This is a genomic window from Hyphococcus sp. D3-15 (genome assembly GCF_055809375.1).
In genome coordinates this window covers 600434-617359 of sequence record NZ_CM147910.1, presented here as the reverse complement: position 1 = coordinate 617359, position 16926 = coordinate 600434, and the positions used below count along the sequence as shown (strand labels likewise).

Annotated in this window: 18 protein-coding genes; 5 read left to right on the top strand and 13 right to left on the bottom strand. The window is 61.1% G+C overall.

Annotated features, from left to right (window positions below; genetic code table 11):
* Positions 1-85: 85 nt before the first annotated feature.
* From lnt to miaB, 5 genes are all read right to left on the bottom strand, one after another.
* Complete coding sequence (lnt, locus tag AC0L8G_RS03200) at positions 86-1702, bottom strand: apolipoprotein N-acyltransferase (protein WP_473386724.1); 1617 nt, start codon at positions 1700-1702, stop codon at positions 86-88.
* Positions 1703-1707: 5 nt separating this feature from the next.
* A complete protein-coding gene (locus AC0L8G_RS03195) occupies positions 1708-2622 on the bottom strand; it encodes a hemolysin family protein (RefSeq protein WP_473386723.1) in 915 nt (304 codons plus the stop codon).
* A gap of 91 nt (positions 2623-2713) precedes the next feature.
* On the bottom strand, positions 2714-3160 hold the full coding sequence (ybeY, locus tag AC0L8G_RS03190; protein WP_473386722.1) for an rRNA maturation RNase YbeY: 447 nt from the start codon (positions 3158-3160) through the stop codon (positions 2714-2716).
* Positions 3157-4143 carry a PhoH family protein gene (locus AC0L8G_RS03185; RefSeq protein WP_473386720.1) on the bottom strand — a complete coding sequence of 329 codons (987 nt, stop codon included), beginning with the start codon at positions 4141-4143 and terminating at the stop codon, positions 3157-3159. The genes ybeY and AC0L8G_RS03185 overlap by 4 nt, the downstream gene beginning before the upstream one ends.
* Positions 4140-5519 carry a tRNA (N6-isopentenyl adenosine(37)-C2)-methylthiotransferase MiaB gene (gene miaB, locus AC0L8G_RS03180; protein ID WP_473386719.1) on the bottom strand — a complete coding sequence of 460 codons (1380 nt, stop codon included), beginning with the start codon at positions 5517-5519 and terminating at the stop codon, positions 4140-4142. The genes AC0L8G_RS03185 and miaB overlap by 4 nt, the downstream gene beginning before the upstream one ends.
* A 177-nt stretch (positions 5520-5696) precedes the next feature.
* Between miaB and AC0L8G_RS03175 the strand changes: the two genes are divergently transcribed.
* The 3 genes from AC0L8G_RS03175 (at position 5697) to AC0L8G_RS03165 (ending at position 8377) form a co-directional block, all read left to right on the top strand.
* Positions 5697-6449: a DUF1223 domain-containing protein gene (locus AC0L8G_RS03175; protein WP_473386717.1), complete on the top strand. Its 753-nt coding sequence runs from the start codon at positions 5697-5699 to the stop codon at positions 6447-6449.
* Between the two features lie 94 nt (positions 6450-6543).
* Positions 6544-8094, top strand: coding sequence for a serine hydrolase domain-containing protein (locus AC0L8G_RS03170; protein WP_473386716.1), 1551 nt, complete (start codon positions 6544-6546; stop codon positions 8092-8094).
* Between the two features lie 133 nt (positions 8095-8227).
* Positions 8228-8377: a hypothetical protein gene (locus AC0L8G_RS03165; protein ID WP_473386714.1), complete on the top strand. Its 150-nt coding sequence runs from the start codon at positions 8228-8230 to the stop codon at positions 8375-8377.
* A gap of 427 nt (positions 8378-8804) precedes the next feature.
* On the opposite strand, the gene pip is transcribed toward AC0L8G_RS03165, so the two are convergent.
* Complete coding sequence (gene pip, locus AC0L8G_RS03160; RefSeq protein ID WP_473386712.1) at positions 8805-9767, bottom strand: prolyl aminopeptidase; 963 nt, start codon at positions 9765-9767, stop codon at positions 8805-8807.
* A gap of 206 nt (positions 9768-9973) precedes the next feature.
* On the opposite strand from pip, the gene AC0L8G_RS03155 reads away from it, so the two are divergent.
* Complete coding sequence (locus tag AC0L8G_RS03155) at positions 9974-10507, top strand: hypothetical protein (protein WP_473386710.1); 534 nt, start codon at positions 9974-9976, stop codon at positions 10505-10507.
* Between the two features lie 3 nt (positions 10508-10510).
* Here AC0L8G_RS03155 and AC0L8G_RS03150 read toward each other — a convergent pair whose 3' ends face one another.
* The 5 genes from AC0L8G_RS03150 to tsaB form a co-directional block, all read right to left on the bottom strand.
* Complete coding sequence (locus AC0L8G_RS03150) at positions 10511-11644, bottom strand: diiron oxygenase (protein WP_473386708.1); 1134 nt, start codon at positions 11642-11644, stop codon at positions 10511-10513.
* 172 nt (positions 11645-11816) lie between these two features.
* Positions 11817-13052, bottom strand: coding sequence for a sensor domain-containing phosphodiesterase (locus AC0L8G_RS03145; RefSeq protein ID WP_473386706.1), 1236 nt, complete (start codon positions 13050-13052; stop codon positions 11817-11819).
* 96 nt (positions 13053-13148) lie between these two features.
* On the bottom strand, positions 13149-13565 hold the full coding sequence (locus AC0L8G_RS03140) for a Fur family transcriptional regulator (protein ID WP_473386705.1): 417 nt from the start codon (positions 13563-13565) through the stop codon (positions 13149-13151).
* A gap of 105 nt (positions 13566-13670) precedes the next feature.
* Positions 13671-14117, bottom strand: a complete 447-nt coding sequence (locus AC0L8G_RS03135; RefSeq protein WP_473386702.1) for a GNAT family N-acetyltransferase — start codon at positions 14115-14117, stop codon at positions 13671-13673.
* A complete protein-coding gene (gene tsaB, locus AC0L8G_RS03130; protein WP_473386699.1) occupies positions 14114-14788 on the bottom strand; it encodes a tRNA (adenosine(37)-N6)-threonylcarbamoyltransferase complex dimerization subunit type 1 TsaB in 675 nt (224 codons plus the stop codon). Before tsaB ends, AC0L8G_RS03135 begins: the two co-directional genes overlap by 4 nt.
* A 67-nt stretch (positions 14789-14855) precedes the next feature.
* Here tsaB and AC0L8G_RS03125 point away from each other — a divergent pair, with 67 nt between their 5' ends.
* Complete coding sequence (locus tag AC0L8G_RS03125; protein WP_473386697.1) at positions 14856-15455, top strand: N-acetylmuramoyl-L-alanine amidase; 600 nt, start codon at positions 14856-14858, stop codon at positions 15453-15455.
* On the opposite strand, the gene AC0L8G_RS03120 is transcribed toward AC0L8G_RS03125, so the two are convergent.
* Positions 15452-16228: a class I SAM-dependent methyltransferase gene (locus AC0L8G_RS03120; RefSeq protein WP_473386695.1), complete on the bottom strand. Its 777-nt coding sequence runs from the start codon at positions 16226-16228 to the stop codon at positions 15452-15454. The two genes, AC0L8G_RS03125 and AC0L8G_RS03120, sit on opposite strands and share 4 nt — an antisense overlap.
* Before the next feature lie 23 nt (positions 16229-16251).
* Positions 16252-16845, bottom strand: a complete 594-nt coding sequence (locus AC0L8G_RS03115; protein ID WP_473386694.1) for a malonic semialdehyde reductase — start codon at positions 16843-16845, stop codon at positions 16252-16254.
* Between the last annotated feature and the right edge of the window lie 81 nt (positions 16846-16926).

Below are 16926 nucleotides of genomic sequence, written 5' to 3'. Positions count from 1 at the left end.
ATGCCTTTCACGGGCCTTCTGGCGCCGCGTCTTCACTTCGGGGGGCCTTATAGAGGACATTGATTAGTCCCGCAAAGGTTGCGCTTTATGCGGTCGCGCGCGCAGGCCGCCAGGGCGCCAGGGCAAAACCCAAAAAGGCGAGCAACATCAAAAAGAAGACCCAATCGCCGAAGCGGTCGTAAAACGGGCGCGGCATGGCCTGCGGCAGCGGCGCGTCGATCTTTCCGGCTTGATAAAGCGGAATCCGGGCGAGCACCCTGCCCTTGCCGTCAATCAGGGCGGAAACGCCCGTATTGGCCGAGCGCGCCATGGGCAGGCCGGTCTCAATAGAGCGCAGGCGCGCCATATCGAGATGCTGACGCGGCCCGGAACTGTCGCCAAACCAGGCGTCATTGGTGGCGACCACCAGCCAATCGGGGCGCTGGTCCAGCGGATAGGACGCGCGCGGAAAAATCGCTTCGTAACAGATCATCGGCGAGAAGCGCGTTCCCCCGGCGGACAGCGTTTGCGGTCCCGGCCCGGCGGAAAACCCCTGATCCTGATAGGGCGTCAGGGCCGCGAGCCCGATGCGCTGGAAGAAATCAAAAAACGGAAGATACTCGCCGATCGGCACCAGATGAGACTTGTCATAATGCGCGGTGACGGCGGCGCCGGCGGGCGTCTGTTCGACCACGGCGATGGAATTATACCAGCGCTCCTGATCCGCGCCATCACGCTCGCGCCGCACCGTGCCCGCGATCAGCACCGTGTTTTGCGGCAGGTCCTCGCCGATCACTGCGAGCGCGGTTTGCGCCTCATCAAGCAGCGGCGCGCCGTTTTCCGGCCAGATAATATAGAGCGGCGCGTCTGCAACACCGGGCTTTGGCCCGCGCGAATGCTCCATCTGGCGCTCAAAATTTTTCGCCCAGAAATCCCAGTCGATTTTTTCGCGCTGGGGGATGTTGGGCTGCACGATCCGCACATAAGCTTGAGGCGAAGGCGGCGTTAGCGGGAAACCAAGTCGCAAAAAGCCAATGAGAAAAAGAACGCCGGTCCCGATGATTGCAACCGCGAGCCCGGAAAGCCCGTGCGGTTTGGCACCGCCCTGCAGTCCCGCCGCCGGCGCCATGGCGAGAAACACCGCGACAAGGCTTAATCCGTATGCACCGTAATAGGCTGCACTCTGCGCGCCGATCGCGCTGCCCGCCAAGGCTTGCCCGGCCAAATTCCACGGCAGCCCGCTCAGGATATGACCGCGCAGATATTCGATCATCGCGAAGACAGCGGCGTAAAGCGCAATGCGCGCCCAGCCCGTCTTGTCGAAGGGCGCGCAGATGAGTGCGGCAAGCCCGGTGAACAAGGCGAGAAAGGCCGGCATGCCGGTCATCGCAAAGGGCGCCATCCAGGCGAACTGATCCGCCTGCACAAAGAATGACAGCGCCATCCAGTACAGGCCGACCAGAAAATACCCGAAGCCCCAGAACCATCCGGCGGCGAAAGCGCTGCGGCGCGGGCGCTGATGCGTTTTCGCGCTGTCAATCAACAGCACAAAGACGCTTAAGGAGACCGCCAATAGCGGCAGCGCATAGATCGGCGCCATGGCAAGGGCGCCGGCGACGCCCGCAAAAAATGCGATCAGCCAGCGCCGCCATCCCGTCGCCGCGCGCAACCTCTCGGATGCCTCAAGAAGCAGCCCGGACGCACGGGAAAGGAATGAATTCAAGACCGCTACTCCGCAGCCTTGCCGGCAGGCGATGGAACCGCGGCGACCGCCGCTGCGGAGGGACGAATGCGCAGCTTGCGGACTTTGCGCGAGTCGCCTTCGGTCACTTCCAGATCGAAGCCGCCCGGGCCGGACAGGACTTCGCCGCGTTGCGGCACGCGCCCGGCGAGCGAAACAGCGAAGCCGCCCACCGTATCAATCTCGTCATCATCGCTATCAAGCTGCAAACCGGTTTCTTCCGCGAAGTCGGCAAGCTCGACGCGGGCGTCCACATCCCAGCCGCCGCCGGCGAGCGGTGAAATCACCAATTCATCTTCATCGTCATGTTCGTCATTGATCTCGCCGACAATCTCCTCGACCAGATCTTCAATCGTCACCAGCCCGTCCGTGCCGCCATATTCGTCAATGACAAGGCCCATATGAATGCGCGAGGCCTGCATTCTCAGCAGCAAGTCAGTGACGCGCATGGAAGGCGGCACATATAAAATATCGCGGCGCAAGGTTTTGAGGATCGGCCCGGAAGCCGGGATCGGTTTGGTCGGATCGGCAATCAGCCCAATCACATCCTTGATGTGGACCATGCCGACAGGATCATCGAGATCGCCGCGATAGATCGGCAGGCGCGAATGTCCCGCCTCGGAAAACATCCGGATCAGTTCCTGCAGCGGGGTTTCAATATCAACGGCGGAAATGTCGGCGCGCGGCGCCATGACATCGAAGACTTTCTTTTCGTCAAAGGCGATGACCCGCTCGATCATTTCCCGGCGCGAATGGGACAGTGTTCCGGCGTTCTGCGCGCCGCCATTGTCAATGTCGGCGGCGAGGTCTTCAGCGCGGTCCGGCTTTCCAATCATGGAACGCAGCCGCGCCATAATACTGTCGCCAAAGCCGTTTTCGTCGTCTCCATCTTCAACTGTCATCGTCTGTATCCGTCTCCGCCTTCTCTCGTCGTCTTCATTGTCTCAGGCTATGCATTTTCCTGGGCATTGCTTGTTCCCGGGCTTTGCATGCTCACGCATCGCCGTAAGGATCCGCGATCCCCATAGCGAGCAGGATGTCGCTTTCACGCCGCTCCATCACGGCGGCCTCGTCATCGCGCTCATGATCATAGCCGATCAGATGCAGCATGCCATGGATAATGAGATGGGCCGAGTGATCGCGCAATGGAATGTTTTTCTCCGCCGCCTCGCGCAGGCAGGTTTCCCGCGCCAGCGCGATATCGCCAAGAAAGCCCTCCGCCTCGCCGGACGGAAAGGAAAGCACATTGGTGGGTGTGTTTTTACCGCGAAACTGCGAATTAAGCGCGGTCATTGCGGCGTCGTCGCAAAGCAGCAGCGCGATTTCCCGGGCGAGCGCGGGCTCAGCCGCCGCGCCGGCGCGCTGGCATGCTTCCGCAAGGGCCTGCGGATCGGTCAGGCTGGCGGCCCAACCCTCATCTTCGACAATCGCTTCGATCATGGCCGGGCGGAACGCTGGGCGCGCTTGTCATAGGCGTTGATGATGCGCGCCACGAGCGGATGACGCACCACATCGGAGGCTTCAAAGCGCACTTCCGCGACGCCCTTGACGCCGCCCAAAACGCCCAGCGCATCGGCGAGGCCTGACATCTCGCCGGCGGGCAAGTCAGTCTGGCTGGGATCGCCGGTGACCGCCATATGCGCGCCTTCGCCGAGACGGGTCAGGAACATTTTCATCTGCGCCGCAGTGGCGTTTTGCGCCTCGTCGAGAATGACCGCCGCGCGCGACAGGGTGCGCCCGCGCATGAAAGCGATCGGCGCGATCTCGATGTCGCCCGCCGCGATGCGGCGCTCCACATAATCCGCATGCATCATATCGTGAAGCGCGTCATAGAGCGGGCGCAAAAACGGATCGACTTTTTCTTTCAGATCGCCGGGCAGGAAGCCGATGCGCTCGCCCGCCTCCAGCGCCGGACGCGACAGGATGATCCGCTCGACCTTGCCGGTGAGCAGCAGATTCACTGCATGGGCGACGGCGAGATAAGTCTTGCCGGTGCCGGCGGGGCCGACGCCGAACACCAGATCGTTCTGCGCAAGCTCGCGCAGATAAGCGGCCTGGTTGGGCGTGCGGGCGCTGATCACCCGCTTCGGCGTTTTAATGGCGGTGCTGGCGTCGCTGGCTATTGCGACCGGCGCTTCGGTGAGTTTCGCCGCCGCGCGCACATCGCCATCGCCAATCGTCTCGCCGCGCGCCAGCTTTGCATAGAGCGAAGACAAAGCCGCAATCGCGCGGGCGCGCGCGCCCTCCGCGCCGGTCACCGCAAAGCGATTGCCGCGCGGGTCGATGCGCACATCAAGCGCGTTTTCCAGCAGAGAGAGATGGGCGTCATGTTCTCCGGAGAGCGCGGCGACCAGAAGATTGTCGTCAAAGTCGATATGCTCGATCTCGCCCGCAGGCCCATTGGCTTTTTGTTGTTCGCTCAAGCGACAGCCTCTTCCCTGGTGCGCAGCGCCCCCGCCAGCGCGTTCGGCGTCACGCCTTCAATCCTCACCTTGGCGATCTTTCCAAGCATGGATAGTGGCGCCTCGACGTGAACGCTTTGCAAATAGGGCGAGCGGCCAATCAACTGGCCCTCAAAGCGGCCGGTCTTTTCGAACAAAACGGGCATGTCGGCGCCGATATTGGCGGCGTTGAAGGCCCGGCGCTGGCTTTCCAGCAGCTCTTGCAGGCGCGCCAGCCGGCCATCCTTTTCGTCTTCGGCGACCTGTTTGGGCATGGCGGCGCCCGGCGTGCCGGGCCGGCGTGAATATTTGAAGGAATAGGCCGAGGCGTAACCGACCGTCTCCACAAGCGCCATTGTCGCTTCAAAATCCTCACTCGTTTCGCCAGGGAAACCAACGATGAAGTCGCCGGAAAGGGCGATATCGGGCCTTGCCGCGCGAATGCGCTCGATCAGCTTGACGTAGTGCTCGCCGGTATGGCCGCGATTCATCGCCTTGAGAATTTTATCCGACCCCGCCTGCACCGGCAGATGCAGATAAGGCATCAGTTTTTCTTCTTCGGCGAAGGCGGCGATCAGCCCGTCATCCATGTCGCGCGGATGAGAAGTGGTGAAACGGATGCGATCGAGCCCGTCGATCTTCGCCAGATGCCGGCAAAGCTCGCCCAGCCCCCAGGCGTCGCCCGCGACCCCGGCCGGCGGTGCAGAAGCCCAGGCGTTCACATTCTGGCCAAGCAGCGTGACTTCGCGCACGCCCTGACTCGCCAGCGCCCGCGCCTCGGCGATGATCCCGTCCACATTGCGCGAGACTTCTGCGCCGCGCGTATAGGGCACCACGCAGAAGGTGCAGAATTTATCGCAGCCTTCCTGAATGGTGAGGAATGCGGTCGGGCCGTCCGCCTCGCGCATGGCGAGCCGGTCGAATTTCTCCTCCACCGCAAAGTCCGTATCGAGAACATCGCCGCGCTCGCGCGCCGCCCTGGCGATCAGTTCCGGCAGGCGGTGATAGGCTTGCGGGCCGACAACCATATCGACCACCGGCGCACGGCGCGTAATTTCCGCGCCCTCGGCCTGAGCGACGCAGCCCGCCACCGCGATCTTCATATCCGCTCCGGCTTCCGCCCGCTGGGCTTTCACCCGCTTCAACCGGCCAAGATCGGAATAAACCTTCTCCGCGGCCTTTTCGCGGATATGGCATGTATTGAGAATGACAAGGTCCGCCTTCTCCGGCGCCTCGGCGACGCCATAGCCAAGGGGCTTGAGCAATCCCGCCATCCGCTCGGAGTCGTAGACATTCATCTGGCACCCATAGGTGCGGATGAAGACGGATTTTCCTTGTTTTGGCCGCGGATCGGTCATGTTTGTCCAGCATTTACGAAAGCCCGCTATTTAGGCGGGCGAGCGGCGCGATGCAATCTTCCTTATAAGTCGTGTCGAATCTCGCAGTTTTGTGAGAAAGTTTGGTTTGATCGCGCACCGGGTGCGCGGCATTTTAAGGGCAGGGAGAGAGCGCGTATCTGCTTTCTTGAGGGTGACATGGGTATTAGACGACGGATTTCGATCCGCTTGCACGGCAAAATCGCCGCCGCGGGCCTCAGCCTTGCGGCCATGCTTTCGGCTGCTCCCGCCTTTGCTGACGATGCTGAAACCGCCCGTCCGGTGCTGGTTGAGCTGTTTTTGTCCCAGGCTTGCAATATGTGCCCGGCCGCAGCGGCGCTGTTTCCCGAGATCGCCGCCCGCGAGGATGTGGTCGCCCTGTCCTGGCATGTGGATTACTGGAACATGACCACCTCGGAAAATGGCCGCTGGGAAGATCCCTATTCCCACCCCGAGCACACCAAACGGCAAAAGCGCTACAATATGAATATCCGCCAGCGCAGCTCGATCTACACGCCGCAAGTGATTGTCGATGGCGAGACGCAGACGGTCGGCGCGAATGAAGAAAAAATCAGCGCCCTGATCGCCGCCGCGCCGGCGCGCGACGCCGACATCACCACCCGCCTTGAGAAAAACACCGTGCTCTTCGATGTCGGCAAAAGCGACGCCGGCGGCAACGCCTATCTCGTGACCTTCAAAAAATCCGCCATCACCCATGTCACCGGCGGCAAGAATTACGGCCGGGTGTTCAACGAAGTGAATGTGGTGACCGATGTGCGCCAGCTTGGCGTGGTGCGCCGCAGGGGCGGCGAGCTGACTGCGCCGGTTCCGAAAAACGGCGAAGGCTGCGCCCTGATCGTGCAGTCGCCGGGACAAAAACAGGTCATCGCCGCCGCTTATTGCCCGGCTTGAGCCTGCACGAACCGCAAAATCACCCTACAAAAACGTCTATAGTCCTGCATGCGCGCCCGATGCGCGAAGATGCGGCATATAAGCGAGGGGTTTCATGCGGAGATTATTTATCGTGCTGGCGGTCATCACGTCAGCCTTCACGGCGATTACGGCGCAGGCGCGCGACACGGCGGCGCAAAAGGGCGTCTACGCCGATCTCGATGCGTTATTCGCCGACGCACAGCTAGACATCAACGCGCCGGGCCTCGTCTATGGCGTGGTCGCGGACGGCAAGCTCGCGCATCTCAAAACCTATGGCCTTCGCAATATCGAAACCGGCGCGCCGGTGACCGCAAAGACCCGTTTCCGCATCGCCTCGATGACGAAGATGATGACCTCGCTGCTGGTGCTCGACCTCGTGGACGCAGGCAAACTCTCCCTCGATGATCCGGCGGAAAAATACGCGCCGGCGCTCGCCGCGCTCAAATATCCGACCACGGATTCCCGCAAGGTCACCGTGCGCGATCTCCTCCATCACACAGCGGGTTTCGTCACCGACAATCCCTGGGCCGACCGCCAGCTGGCGCGCAGCGCCGAAGAGTTCGACGCCTTTCTCGCCAGCGCCGCGCAATTGTCGCGCGCCCCGGGCGAGGCCTATGATTATTCCAATTTCGGCTACGCCATTATCGGCCGCATCATCGAAAACGTCTCGGGCCAGTCCTTCGCTGAACAGCTCGACAAACGCCTGCTGGCGCCGCTCGGCATGAATGACACCACGCTCGACATGAAGGCGATTCCCGAAAGCGAACTGGCCGAGGCTTATCACTGGCTGAACAACGATTATGTCAAAGAACCCGTGCTCGGCTCCGGCGCCTTCGATTCCATCGGCGGGGTTTGGACCACGGCGGACGACTACGCCAAATTCGTCGCATGGTATCTGGCCGCATGGCCTGCACGCGACGGCGCCGACACAGGACCGATCCCGCGCGCTGTGGTGCGCTCCGTTGTTGATGGCGTTTACTTTCTCGGGGCGTCACAACCACCCGGCCTCAAGGGCGGCCAAAGCTGCGTCATGTCCGCCGCCTATTCCATGGGCCTCCGGATGAGCCGCCATTGCAAGGCGGGCCTCATGCTCACCCATGGCGGCGGCCTGCCGGGTTACGGCTCTTATGTGATCATGATGCCGGAGCTTGGGTTGGGCGTCTTTGTCTTCGCCAACCGCACTTACGCGCCGACATCCGGCCCGGCCTGGGACGCAGCCCTTGACCTGGCTGACAGCGCCGTCGCCGCGAGGCCCGCCCCGGCGCCGGCGGACAAGCGCGTTCTCGCTGCTTATGCAAATGTCGCGAAAGTCTACGATGCGGGCGATATTAATGGCGGCGGCATTTCCTTCGCTGACAATTTCTTTCCCGACCGCTCCGTCGCGCGATGGAACGCACAGCTCGCCGAGATGAAAAAAGCCGCCGGCAAGTGCCAAACTGACGCGACCTTGATCCCCGACGGTCGCCTTGGCGGTCATTTCGAATGGGTCTGTGAAGACGCGCGCATTGTCGGCTCCCTGACCATGACGCCGATCGATGCGGGCGCGGTGCAGGAACTGCGGCTGCTGCTGGTCCAGCGCGGCGCCGGCGGGCGTGAGCTGATCACGGATCTGGATTTCCACTAACCAAGGGGCCCGCCGGGCTGCGGAAATTCTCTTGCTAACCCGCCCCGCACGGCGCATGGGTGATGGACTGCGCCCGCGCTTTTCGCGGCGCCACGCAGGCGACGAGCCTGCGTAAAAAAGGAACCGCCAAATCATGGCCAAAGGTCAGCAACGCAGCAACCGCGAAGCCAAAAAACCGAAACAGAACAAACCAAAAAAATCAGAGACGACAGCTTTAGGCGTAACTGAAACCTTTCACGGCAAACAAGCCGTCAAAGGCGGCAAAGGCCCGAACAAAAAATAGCCGCCCCAAAAGAAGCGCCGGCCCAGGCCTGCGCCGCCTTCGCTGGCAGCTTATATCCGCATGCTGAAAATAGACTGCGGAGGGAATTTTCACCCTCCGCAAGGCGTTTTACGCTTTTACAGCTTCGTTGGCTGGCGCGTCTTTTGACGGCTCCGCCGACTTCGCTGGCGCTGCGCCGTTTTCTGCGGCGGGCGTCGCGGACGCAGCTTTAACATCTGTTGTTTTCGCTTCTGGTTTCGGTGTTCTATCGCCTGGAATATTGCTTTTCTTGAACATGATTATGTCTTTCAAATGCGCGGCATTAATTTGCCCGCGCATTAGACAAGTGGGCGCAGCGAACGCCCATTGCAATAGACAACATCGACGTCAAATTTTTATTTTTATACTGACAATCTTAAGGTTTGACCGAAACGGCCAACAATAAAATTTATGCGGCTGCAAACCGGTCGGTCGCGCGCACCAGCGCATCGATAATCCCCGGCTCGCTGGCGGCGTGGCCCGCATCATCGATCAGCTTGAAATCCGCTTCCGGCCAGGCCCGATGCAAATCCCAGGCGGTCTTCATCGGCGTGCAGACATCATAGCGACCCTGCACGATCACCGCCGGAATGCTCCGTATACGGTCCACATGGGCGAGGATCTGATCGTCGCGATCGAAAAAGCCGCCATGATAAAAATAGTGGCACTCGATGCGCGCAAAGGCGAGCGCGAAGGCGTCAGATGAAAAGCTCTGCATGCGCTCCGGCGACGGCATGAGAGAAACCGTGCCGCCCTCCCACATGCTCCAGGCTTTTGCGCATTTGATCTGTTCGGCTTTATCGTCACCGGTCAGGCGCTTGTAATAGGCGGTGATCATGTCGCCGCGTTCGGCCTCGGGGATGGGACGCAGATAATCTTCCCAAAGATCTGGGAACAGCGCGCTCGCGCCTTCCTGATAGAACCATTCGATCTCTTCCCGGCGCAGGGTGAAAATCCCGCGCAGCACAAGTTCGCTGACCTTGTCGGGATGCGACTGCGCATAAGCCAGCGCCAGGGTCGAGCCCCAGGAACCGCCAAACACCTGCCAGCGGTCGAGACCGAGATGGCCGCGCAGCTTTTCCATGTCGTCGATCAATGTCCATGTCGTATTGTCGGTGAGATCCGCATAGGGGCGCGACTTGCCGCAACCGCGCTGATCGAAAAGAATGATCTTGTAGCGCGACGGATCGAAATAGCGCCGCATGGAAGGCGTCGTGCCGCCGCCGGGACCGCCATGACAGACCACAACCGGCTTGCCGTTCGGCGCGCCGGAAACTTCGTAATATATTTCGTGAACATCACTGACGCGCAGCATGCCGGCGTCAAAGGGCTCCATGGGCGAATACAAATTGCGAAGTTGGTTCATTTCCATGCTGACAAGGCCGTTTCGATGAGTTAGCGTTTAGGGGGAGAGACATGTGTAACAAGTCTTTCTGTGGAGTCGGGGTTTGTATAAACAGGGTACGGGGCTAGCAGGCGGATCTCGCCGCGCTCTTTTTGTTGTTGACCGGCGGTTGCGCCGTAAATCCGCTCACTTCATCGTCTTATGACAGACATGAGGCCGTATCCGAGCACGATATGCTCGCCGACGCGGCTTTATCGGTTGAAACCGCGCCATGGCCGCGCGTTGAAGAGGCCTCCTTTGTTTCCCGCATAACGGGCGCCGATTCTGACGGGAAGATGACCCGCAGCAAGGCGATCAGCGTTTATCTCGACGGCTTGCAGGCGGACGGGCTTCCGCTTGGCGCGCGCTTTGCGCAACTGGCCGGCGATGCGCAAGCCAATCTCGCCGCCGCTGACCGGCTGTTGACGGCGGCCGACGGGGCGCTGTCCGCCGCGCGCCTCAGCATGAATGATGTGGTGCTGGTTGAAACCGCGATCCAGGCCTTGAGAGAAAACCGTCAGATCTATGTGAGCGCCGCCAGGCAATTGGAAAAATCCGGAGAGCCGGTGGATGACGAACAGCTTGATGCGATCCGCGACGCCTATGCGGATGCGATCCGCGCGCTGGGCCGGTCCGCCGATACGCTGGCAGACCGGATTGAAGAGGACCGCACGGAGACTTACGCCGCGCCGGCGCCGCTCCACCGCCGGAACTTTTCCGGCGTCTAGGCGCTATTCCGCCGCAGCGACGCCCGAGGCCCCGAGCGCGGCGACCCCTTCGACATAGCTCTGGCGCTTTTGCTTGTTGATTTCGTCGAATTCCTCGGCGCGCTTTTCGTCATTCGCCGACATGGCGTTGTAATCGGCGTCCGCAAAGCCGATGACGCCCATTTCCTTGTAGGCGGCCTGAATTTTATCAGACCACAGACCAATATCGCGCACGATCGGCACGATGCGCTGGAACAGCATTGAGCGGAAATGGCGCTGATATTCCGAGTTCTGCTGCGCCTCGACCACTTCATCCACCGGCAGCCCCAGTTGCTCATAAAGCTCGCGCGCCTCGAACCGGTCGCGCATGTGATAACAAGCCTCGACCAGAAACTCCTCGCGCTCATCGCGCTCTTTCTGGGTCAGATGCGGGTAATATTCCTTCAAGGTCAGCCGGCCGAAAGCGACGTGACGGGATTCATCTTCCATCACATAGGCGTTGACCTGCTGCGAAAGCTGGTTCTTTGAAATGTCGCGAATATTGCCGAAGGCGGCGAGCGCCAGCCCTTCAATCACCACTTGCATGGCGAGATAGGTCATGTCCCAGCGGGAATCGCGCAGCGCCTGATCGACCAGCGTTTGCAGCGGTTTGGTCATCGGATAGGCGACGCCCATAATGCCGAGATATTTTTTATAGGCCTCAACGTGGCGGGCTTCGTCCATCACTTGCGTGGAGGCGTAAAACTTGGCGTCGAGATCGGGCACCTGCTGCACGATCTTCGCCGCGCAGATCAGCGCCGCCTGTTCGCCCTGCATGAATTGCGACATCGTCCATGACTGCATATGGCGGCGGAACTCGGCCTGTTCCTTCTTGTTCATCTTCGCCCATACCGGCGTGTGATAAATGCCGCTCAGTTCGTCAGGCAGCTCCATCGGATTTTCCGGATCAAGCTCAAGCGACCAGTCGATGCGATCGAGCGCATCCCACTGCATGTCCTTGCCCTTCTGATAGAGGTGCATCATCTGCTTGCGGCCCTCGTCATATTCCCAGTCGAAGGACGCTTCGAAATTCTGGGGGACGGTCCAGCAAGGGTCGATATCCGGGATCGGATAGAGCGAGCGCAAAGACGCTGATTGCGAAGAGGGTTGGGAAGCCATGCGTTTCCTCCAAAAGGGCTCGCGGCGGCTTGCTGTTGGTTTTTATTTGGCGCAGCCGCGATCTGCCAGTTTGCCTGAAATTACACTGACCGGTTTACCGAGGGGCGTCAAGAATTCTCGCCGCAATTTAGTCGAATCCGCTAAATTCGGAGAAAATCGACCGCGGCGGCGATCAACCCGCTTTCTGGGTCTTTTGCTGCGGCGACTCAAAGGCGAAATCCGCCGCCGGGCGGCCGAGGAAATAGCCCTGGCCTTTAGTGACGCCCAGCTTCTGCAGCGTTTCCAGCTCATGCGATGTCTCAATGCCTTCGGCGACGATCTCCGCACTGGTTTCGCGCGAATAGAACATCAGCGCCCCGACCAGCGCCCGCCTGGAAAGATCGATATCCACATCACGGGTGAGGCTGATGTCGAGCTTCACGATTTCCGGACGAAGCTGAACGATGTGACGCATGGAGGAATGTCCGGCGCCCGCATCGTCAACCGCCAGCCGCATGCCTTGTCGGCGCAGCGTGTCGATGGTCGACATCAGCCGGTCATAGTCGCGGACCTGCGCGTGCTCGGTGACTTCAAGCACGATTTTTTCCAGCGGCAATTTCGAAAACACTTTCAGAAACCGGCGCGACGTCACCGTCTCCGGCGATGCATTGACGGATATGTATTGCCCCTTGCCGATCTTCGGCAACGCGCTGAGCGCCATTTCAATCGCGGCGAGTTCCAGCTCGGTGTTCAGCCCGGCATTCGCCGCTTCGTGAAACCACAGATCGGGCGAGCGGTAAGGTTCGTCGCTGAACCGGCACAGCGCTTCAAAGCCTGCGGGCGACATGGATTTCAGATTCACGATGGGCTGATAGACGATTGAAAAAGCCTTGCGCGCCAGCACGCTTTCGATGCGCTCGCGCTGCTCCGCCCTGTACTGTTTCGCCACAAGATCGGCGTTCACCTGCTTGGCGGCGAGGTCGGCGAAGACGCGCATGGTTTTCAGATCGCGCGGATTGAGCGTCTTGTTCGCCGACGGGCTCAAGCAGCAAAACATTCCATAGGGCCGGCCATCCGCCAGCCGGATCGGGATGCTCATATGCGAACCGATCGGCACCGCCTTGGTGATCGGAAGCGCCGCTGCGATAGGCTCTTCTGCGGTGTCCGGGATCATCTCGGGCAGGCGGCCTTCAAGAATGTGATTGCAGTAAACATCTTCAAGGCTGTTGCTGTCGCCAACCTTGATCAGATGCTCAAGCCCAGGCGCATCGACGCACCGGAACACCGAACGGCCATCGACAAACTCGGACAGATACGCGACTTCCATCCCCAAATGTTCGCGGATCGCGCTCAAAGCGCTTTGCAACGGATCATCGGTTTCGGATTCCGGCGCACCGAGACGGGACGCGCCCGCGTCAAAGTCTGACATAACAACTCTACTGGCTACGCCATGAGTGGTTAGGGCCGACTTCTTTAATATTGATTAAGTTTTAGTGACCGGGCCGGACGCCGCCGGGCGCGGCGGCTAGTCCTTCGCCTTGTCCAGCGGCACGCCATAGAGCTCGAGCCGGTGATCGACCAGCTTGTAACCATGCTGTTCGGCGATGCGCTTTTGCAGGGCTTCGATCTCTTCATTGACGAATTCGATGACCTGGCCGGAGCGCAGATCGATCAGATGATCATGATGGTCTTCCGTCGCTTCTTCATAGCGCGCGCGGCCATCCTGAAAATCATGGCGCTCGACGACGCCGGCTTCCTCGAACAGCCGCATGGTCCGGTAGACCGTGGCGATCGAGATATTGGAATCGATTTCGGTGGCGCGCCGGTGGATTTCCTCAACGTCAGGATGATCCGCCGCGACAGACAACACGCGGGCGATCACCCGGCGCTGTTCCGTCATGCGCATGCCTTTATCCATGCAAAGTTTTTCGAGCCGGTCCATATCGACGTCCCCGGTTGAAAGCGATCCGATGCGCTCTGTGCGCTGGCCCCTTTATTGACGCGCCCGCCCTCGCCTTGCAACTCGAAAGCGAAGCTCTTTTCCGCCTTACAAGTCGAGCGCCAGCACGCTCGCATCAGATCCGTCGGGATAATAGCGTTTGCGCACGCCGACTGGGGAAAATCCGCGCCGCAGATACATCGCACGGGCGGATTTGTTGTCCTGCCCGACCTCAAGCAAAAAGCGGTGCGCCCCGCAGGCCCGCGCCTCGTCCAGCACCGCCGCAAGCAGCGCCGCGCCGAGCCCCCGCCGCCGCGCCGCCGCCAACACGCCGATGGTCAACAGCTCGGCCTCTTCCCCCAGATCACGCCAGACGGCAAAGCCCTGGGGCGCCGCCTTGCTTTCGCCGCCAAAAAGAACCGACACGCGGGACGCGACAAAACTCTCCTTCACATTGTCCGCGCCCCAGCTACGCCCGCCAAAGGCGAGCCCTTCAAGCTGCGCCAGCGCATCCGCATCTTCGCGCTGCGCGGTCCAGATGCGCCACTGGATCATGACGCGGCCACGCCGTCGAACGGGCCGGGCTTGCCGGGTTTTGCATCCGGCGCGCGCAGATAAAGCGGCGCTGGCGGGCCTTGCGGCGCGGGCGCAGCGGCGGCGAGCCGGGCGACCCGTTTCGCGTCGATCTCAGAACTGTCGGCGATCTTCCACCCGGCCGGCAAGGCGCCAAGCAGGGGCGCCCCCGACCCGGCAAGGGTCAGCGGCCCCTCGGCCTTTTCCGTCAGTATTTTCAATACCTTTTCCGGTTCCGAAATAAATGGCGGCGCGATGATTTCGCCATCCGGGCCATAGAGTCCGGCATAAAGCTGGCCGCGCCGCGCATCAATCACCGCCGCAACCGCCGCGCCGTCGCCGGCAACGCCCGCCGCCAGCGCCGCGAGGCTGGTGACGCCGACAATCGGAATATTCGTGCCCACCCCGAGGCCGCGGGCGAAGGACAGCGCCACCCGCACGCCGGTGAAGCCGCCCGGCCCGATCACCACCCCGACCCGGCCCAGATCGCGGACGCAAACGCCCGCCCTGGCGAGGGCGGCGGCGGCCATGGGCGCAAGGCGCTCCGCATGGCCGCGCTCCATCCTTTCGGATTCATCCGCAAGCACCGCGTCACCCCGTATAATCGCTACCGAGCAGCGTTTCAGCGCCGTATCGAGACCCATCACAAGCATGGGCGCTTTCCTACGCGACCCCGGCGCTGGCGCATATCCCTCTTTTCCCCAAGACAGGAGCCTGCCCATGACGGACCTCACGGCCGATCCGCGAGATTTTCAATTCGACCTTCCCGAAAAGCCCCGCCCCGCCTTCGACGGGCCCTTGCCCGAGCGCATCCACAAGCGGGCATGGGCGGCGGCGGGCGATGTCGCCTCCCTGCGCGGGGCGGAGCCGCGCGACGCGGTGCGCGTCATGGTCATACACGCCACCGCCGGCGCCTCGACCGATGGCGCCGTGTCGGTGATGCGCGACGGGCGGGCGAGTTTTCACTGGATTGTTCCGGGTAAGGACGAAGCCGCCCATGGCCGCCATGTCTGGGCGACCTGTCCCGAACGTCTCGCCGCATGGCATGTGCGCCGGCCTTGCGCGCATCCCGATATTTGCGCCGGAGCGACCAACATAAACCGCCTCTCGCTCGGGATCGAAATCGTCAACCGGCAGGATGGCGAGGACGCTTTCTCGCAATGGCAGATCGACGCGACGGCGATGATCGTGCGATATGCGGCGGCCAAATATCCGAAGCTTGCGCATGTGGTGAGCCACGCCCGTCTTGATCCGCAACGGCGCACAGACCCGGGCGGTAATTTTCCATGGGCGGTGTTTCAGCGCCAGATACTCGATTAAGGCCGACGCGCAATCACCAGAGTCTGACCGCGAAAATCCACGGGGCCTTCGAGGATTTTCCAGTTGTGAAAAAGATGGTCGCGCAAATAGGCTTCCGGGTGATAGGCCACATAGGTGCGCGAGCCTTCTTTCACCCGCCCGCGCACAACCAGCTCGCCCGCATCGAAGCGCGCCTGTTCTGCGGGCAATAATTGCCCCGGCGCCGGCTTCATATGAAACGCGCCAAAGAAAACCCCGTCCGGCGCCAGCACTCGCGCGATATCGGCAATCCATGCATCATGGGCCGCGGCGGAAAGATGGGTAAAAACCGAGAGCGCATAAACCGCATCAAAAGACGCTTCAGCTGCCGGCAGCGGCGGCAGCAATGCGTTATGAAAAAATTGCGCGTTTTTAATATGATCTGTACACCAATTGATCGCATGGGCGTTGTAATCAAACCCGGTCTTGTCATAAGCATCCGGCAAATGGCGCAGCACGCGCCCCAGCCCGCAGCCCCACTCAGCGACGCGCGGCGACTTCGCGCCGACATGCATGTCGATGCGTTCCGCCACCGCCATCGCCGTCGCGATTCCGGTGCGCCAGTAATGCTCGTACGAAGTGTGGCGATACATGTCATGCATCCACCACAAGGGCGGCGGAACGAAGTCAGGATGCGCTTCGCGAAACGCCTGATTGCTCGCCGCATATTTCCATTTCGAACGCATGAAATGTGCAGCGTCGAGCGCCGGCAACAATCCGGCGGCCCGCGCAATCGAGACAAGACTTTGCTTCACAAAAGACCAGGCTTCGCGAAAGGTCAGAGAATTTCGCAGGCGTCGTCGAAGGCGAGCCGTGGCGAGCGCGGGAAGAGATTTTCATCCGTGCCATAGCCGATATTGCAAAGGAAATTCGACTTGATGTTCGTGCCGGCGAAAAACTCTTTATCGACGCCGTCCTTGTCGAAGCCCGACATCGGCCCGCAATCAAGACCGAGCGCGCGCGCAGCAATCATGAAATAGGCGCCCTGCAGCGAGCTGTTGCGAAAGGCGGTTTCGGCGATCAGCGCGTCATTGCCTGCAAACCAGCTTTTCGCATCCGTATGCGGGAACAGCTCGGGCAGCTTTTCGTAAAATTCCAAATCCTGACCGATGATGACGCAGCACGGCGCCGCCATGGTCTTGTCCTGATTGCCCGCCAGCAGATGCGGCTTCAGCCGCGCCTTGGCCGCATCGGAGGAAACAAAAACAAACCGCGCCGGCGAACAATTGGCCGAGGTCGGCCCCCATTTGGTGAGGTCATAGACCGCCTGCATCAAGGTCGTCGTGACCTTGCGCGCCTCCCAGCCATTTCGCGTGCGCGCCTCGCGGAAAACGAGGTCGAGAGCTTGGTCGTTGATCATTTTGTCGGACATGAGAGTTTCTCCATCACCCCTTTAATTGCCGACCTTCATGCTATTTTTCTTGGCGAAAGCCAAGCTCCTGTCTAAAGCGCA

Coding starts and splice junctions, on each gene's coding strand:
- AC0L8G_RS03150 (WP_473386708.1), bottom strand. CDS start 11,644: ATGGCTTCCCAACCCTCTTCGCAATCAGCGTCTTTGCGCTCGCTCTAT.
- AC0L8G_RS03135 (WP_473386702.1), bottom strand. CDS start 14,117: ATGATCCAGTGGCGCATCTGGACCGCGCAGCGCGAAGATGCGGATGCG.
- miaB (WP_473386719.1), bottom strand. CDS start 5,519: ATGACCGATCCGCGGCCAAAACAAGGAAAATCCGTCTTCATCCGCACC.
- AC0L8G_RS03125 (WP_473386697.1), top strand. CDS start 14,856: ATGACGGACCTCACGGCCGATCCGCGAGATTTTCAATTCGACCTTCCC.
- tsaB (WP_473386699.1), bottom strand. CDS start 14,788: ATGCTTGTGATGGGTCTCGATACGGCGCTGAAACGCTGCTCGGTAGCG.
- AC0L8G_RS03115 (WP_473386694.1), bottom strand. CDS start 16,845: ATGTCCGACAAAATGATCAACGACCAAGCTCTCGACCTCGTTTTCCGC.
- AC0L8G_RS03175 (WP_473386717.1), top strand. CDS start 5,697: ATGGGTATTAGACGACGGATTTCGATCCGCTTGCACGGCAAAATCGCC.
- AC0L8G_RS03195 (WP_473386723.1), bottom strand. CDS start 2,622: ATGACAGTTGAAGATGGAGACGACGAAAACGGCTTTGGCGACAGTATT.
- pip (WP_473386712.1), bottom strand. CDS start 9,767: ATGGAAATGAACCAACTTCGCAATTTGTATTCGCCCATGGAGCCCTTT.
- ybeY (WP_473386722.1), bottom strand. CDS start 3,160: ATGATCGAAGCGATTGTCGAAGATGAGGGTTGGGCCGCCAGCCTGACC.
- AC0L8G_RS03170 (WP_473386716.1), top strand. CDS start 6,544: ATGCGGAGATTATTTATCGTGCTGGCGGTCATCACGTCAGCCTTCACG.
- AC0L8G_RS03165 (WP_473386714.1), top strand. CDS start 8,228: ATGGCCAAAGGTCAGCAACGCAGCAACCGCGAAGCCAAAAAACCGAAA.
- AC0L8G_RS03155 (WP_473386710.1), top strand. CDS start 9,974: ATGCTCGCCGACGCGGCTTTATCGGTTGAAACCGCGCCATGGCCGCGC.
- AC0L8G_RS03140 (WP_473386705.1), bottom strand. CDS start 13,565: ATGGACCGGCTCGAAAAACTTTGCATGGATAAAGGCATGCGCATGACG.
- AC0L8G_RS03145 (WP_473386706.1), bottom strand. CDS start 13,052: ATGTCAGACTTTGACGCGGGCGCGTCCCGTCTCGGTGCGCCGGAATCC.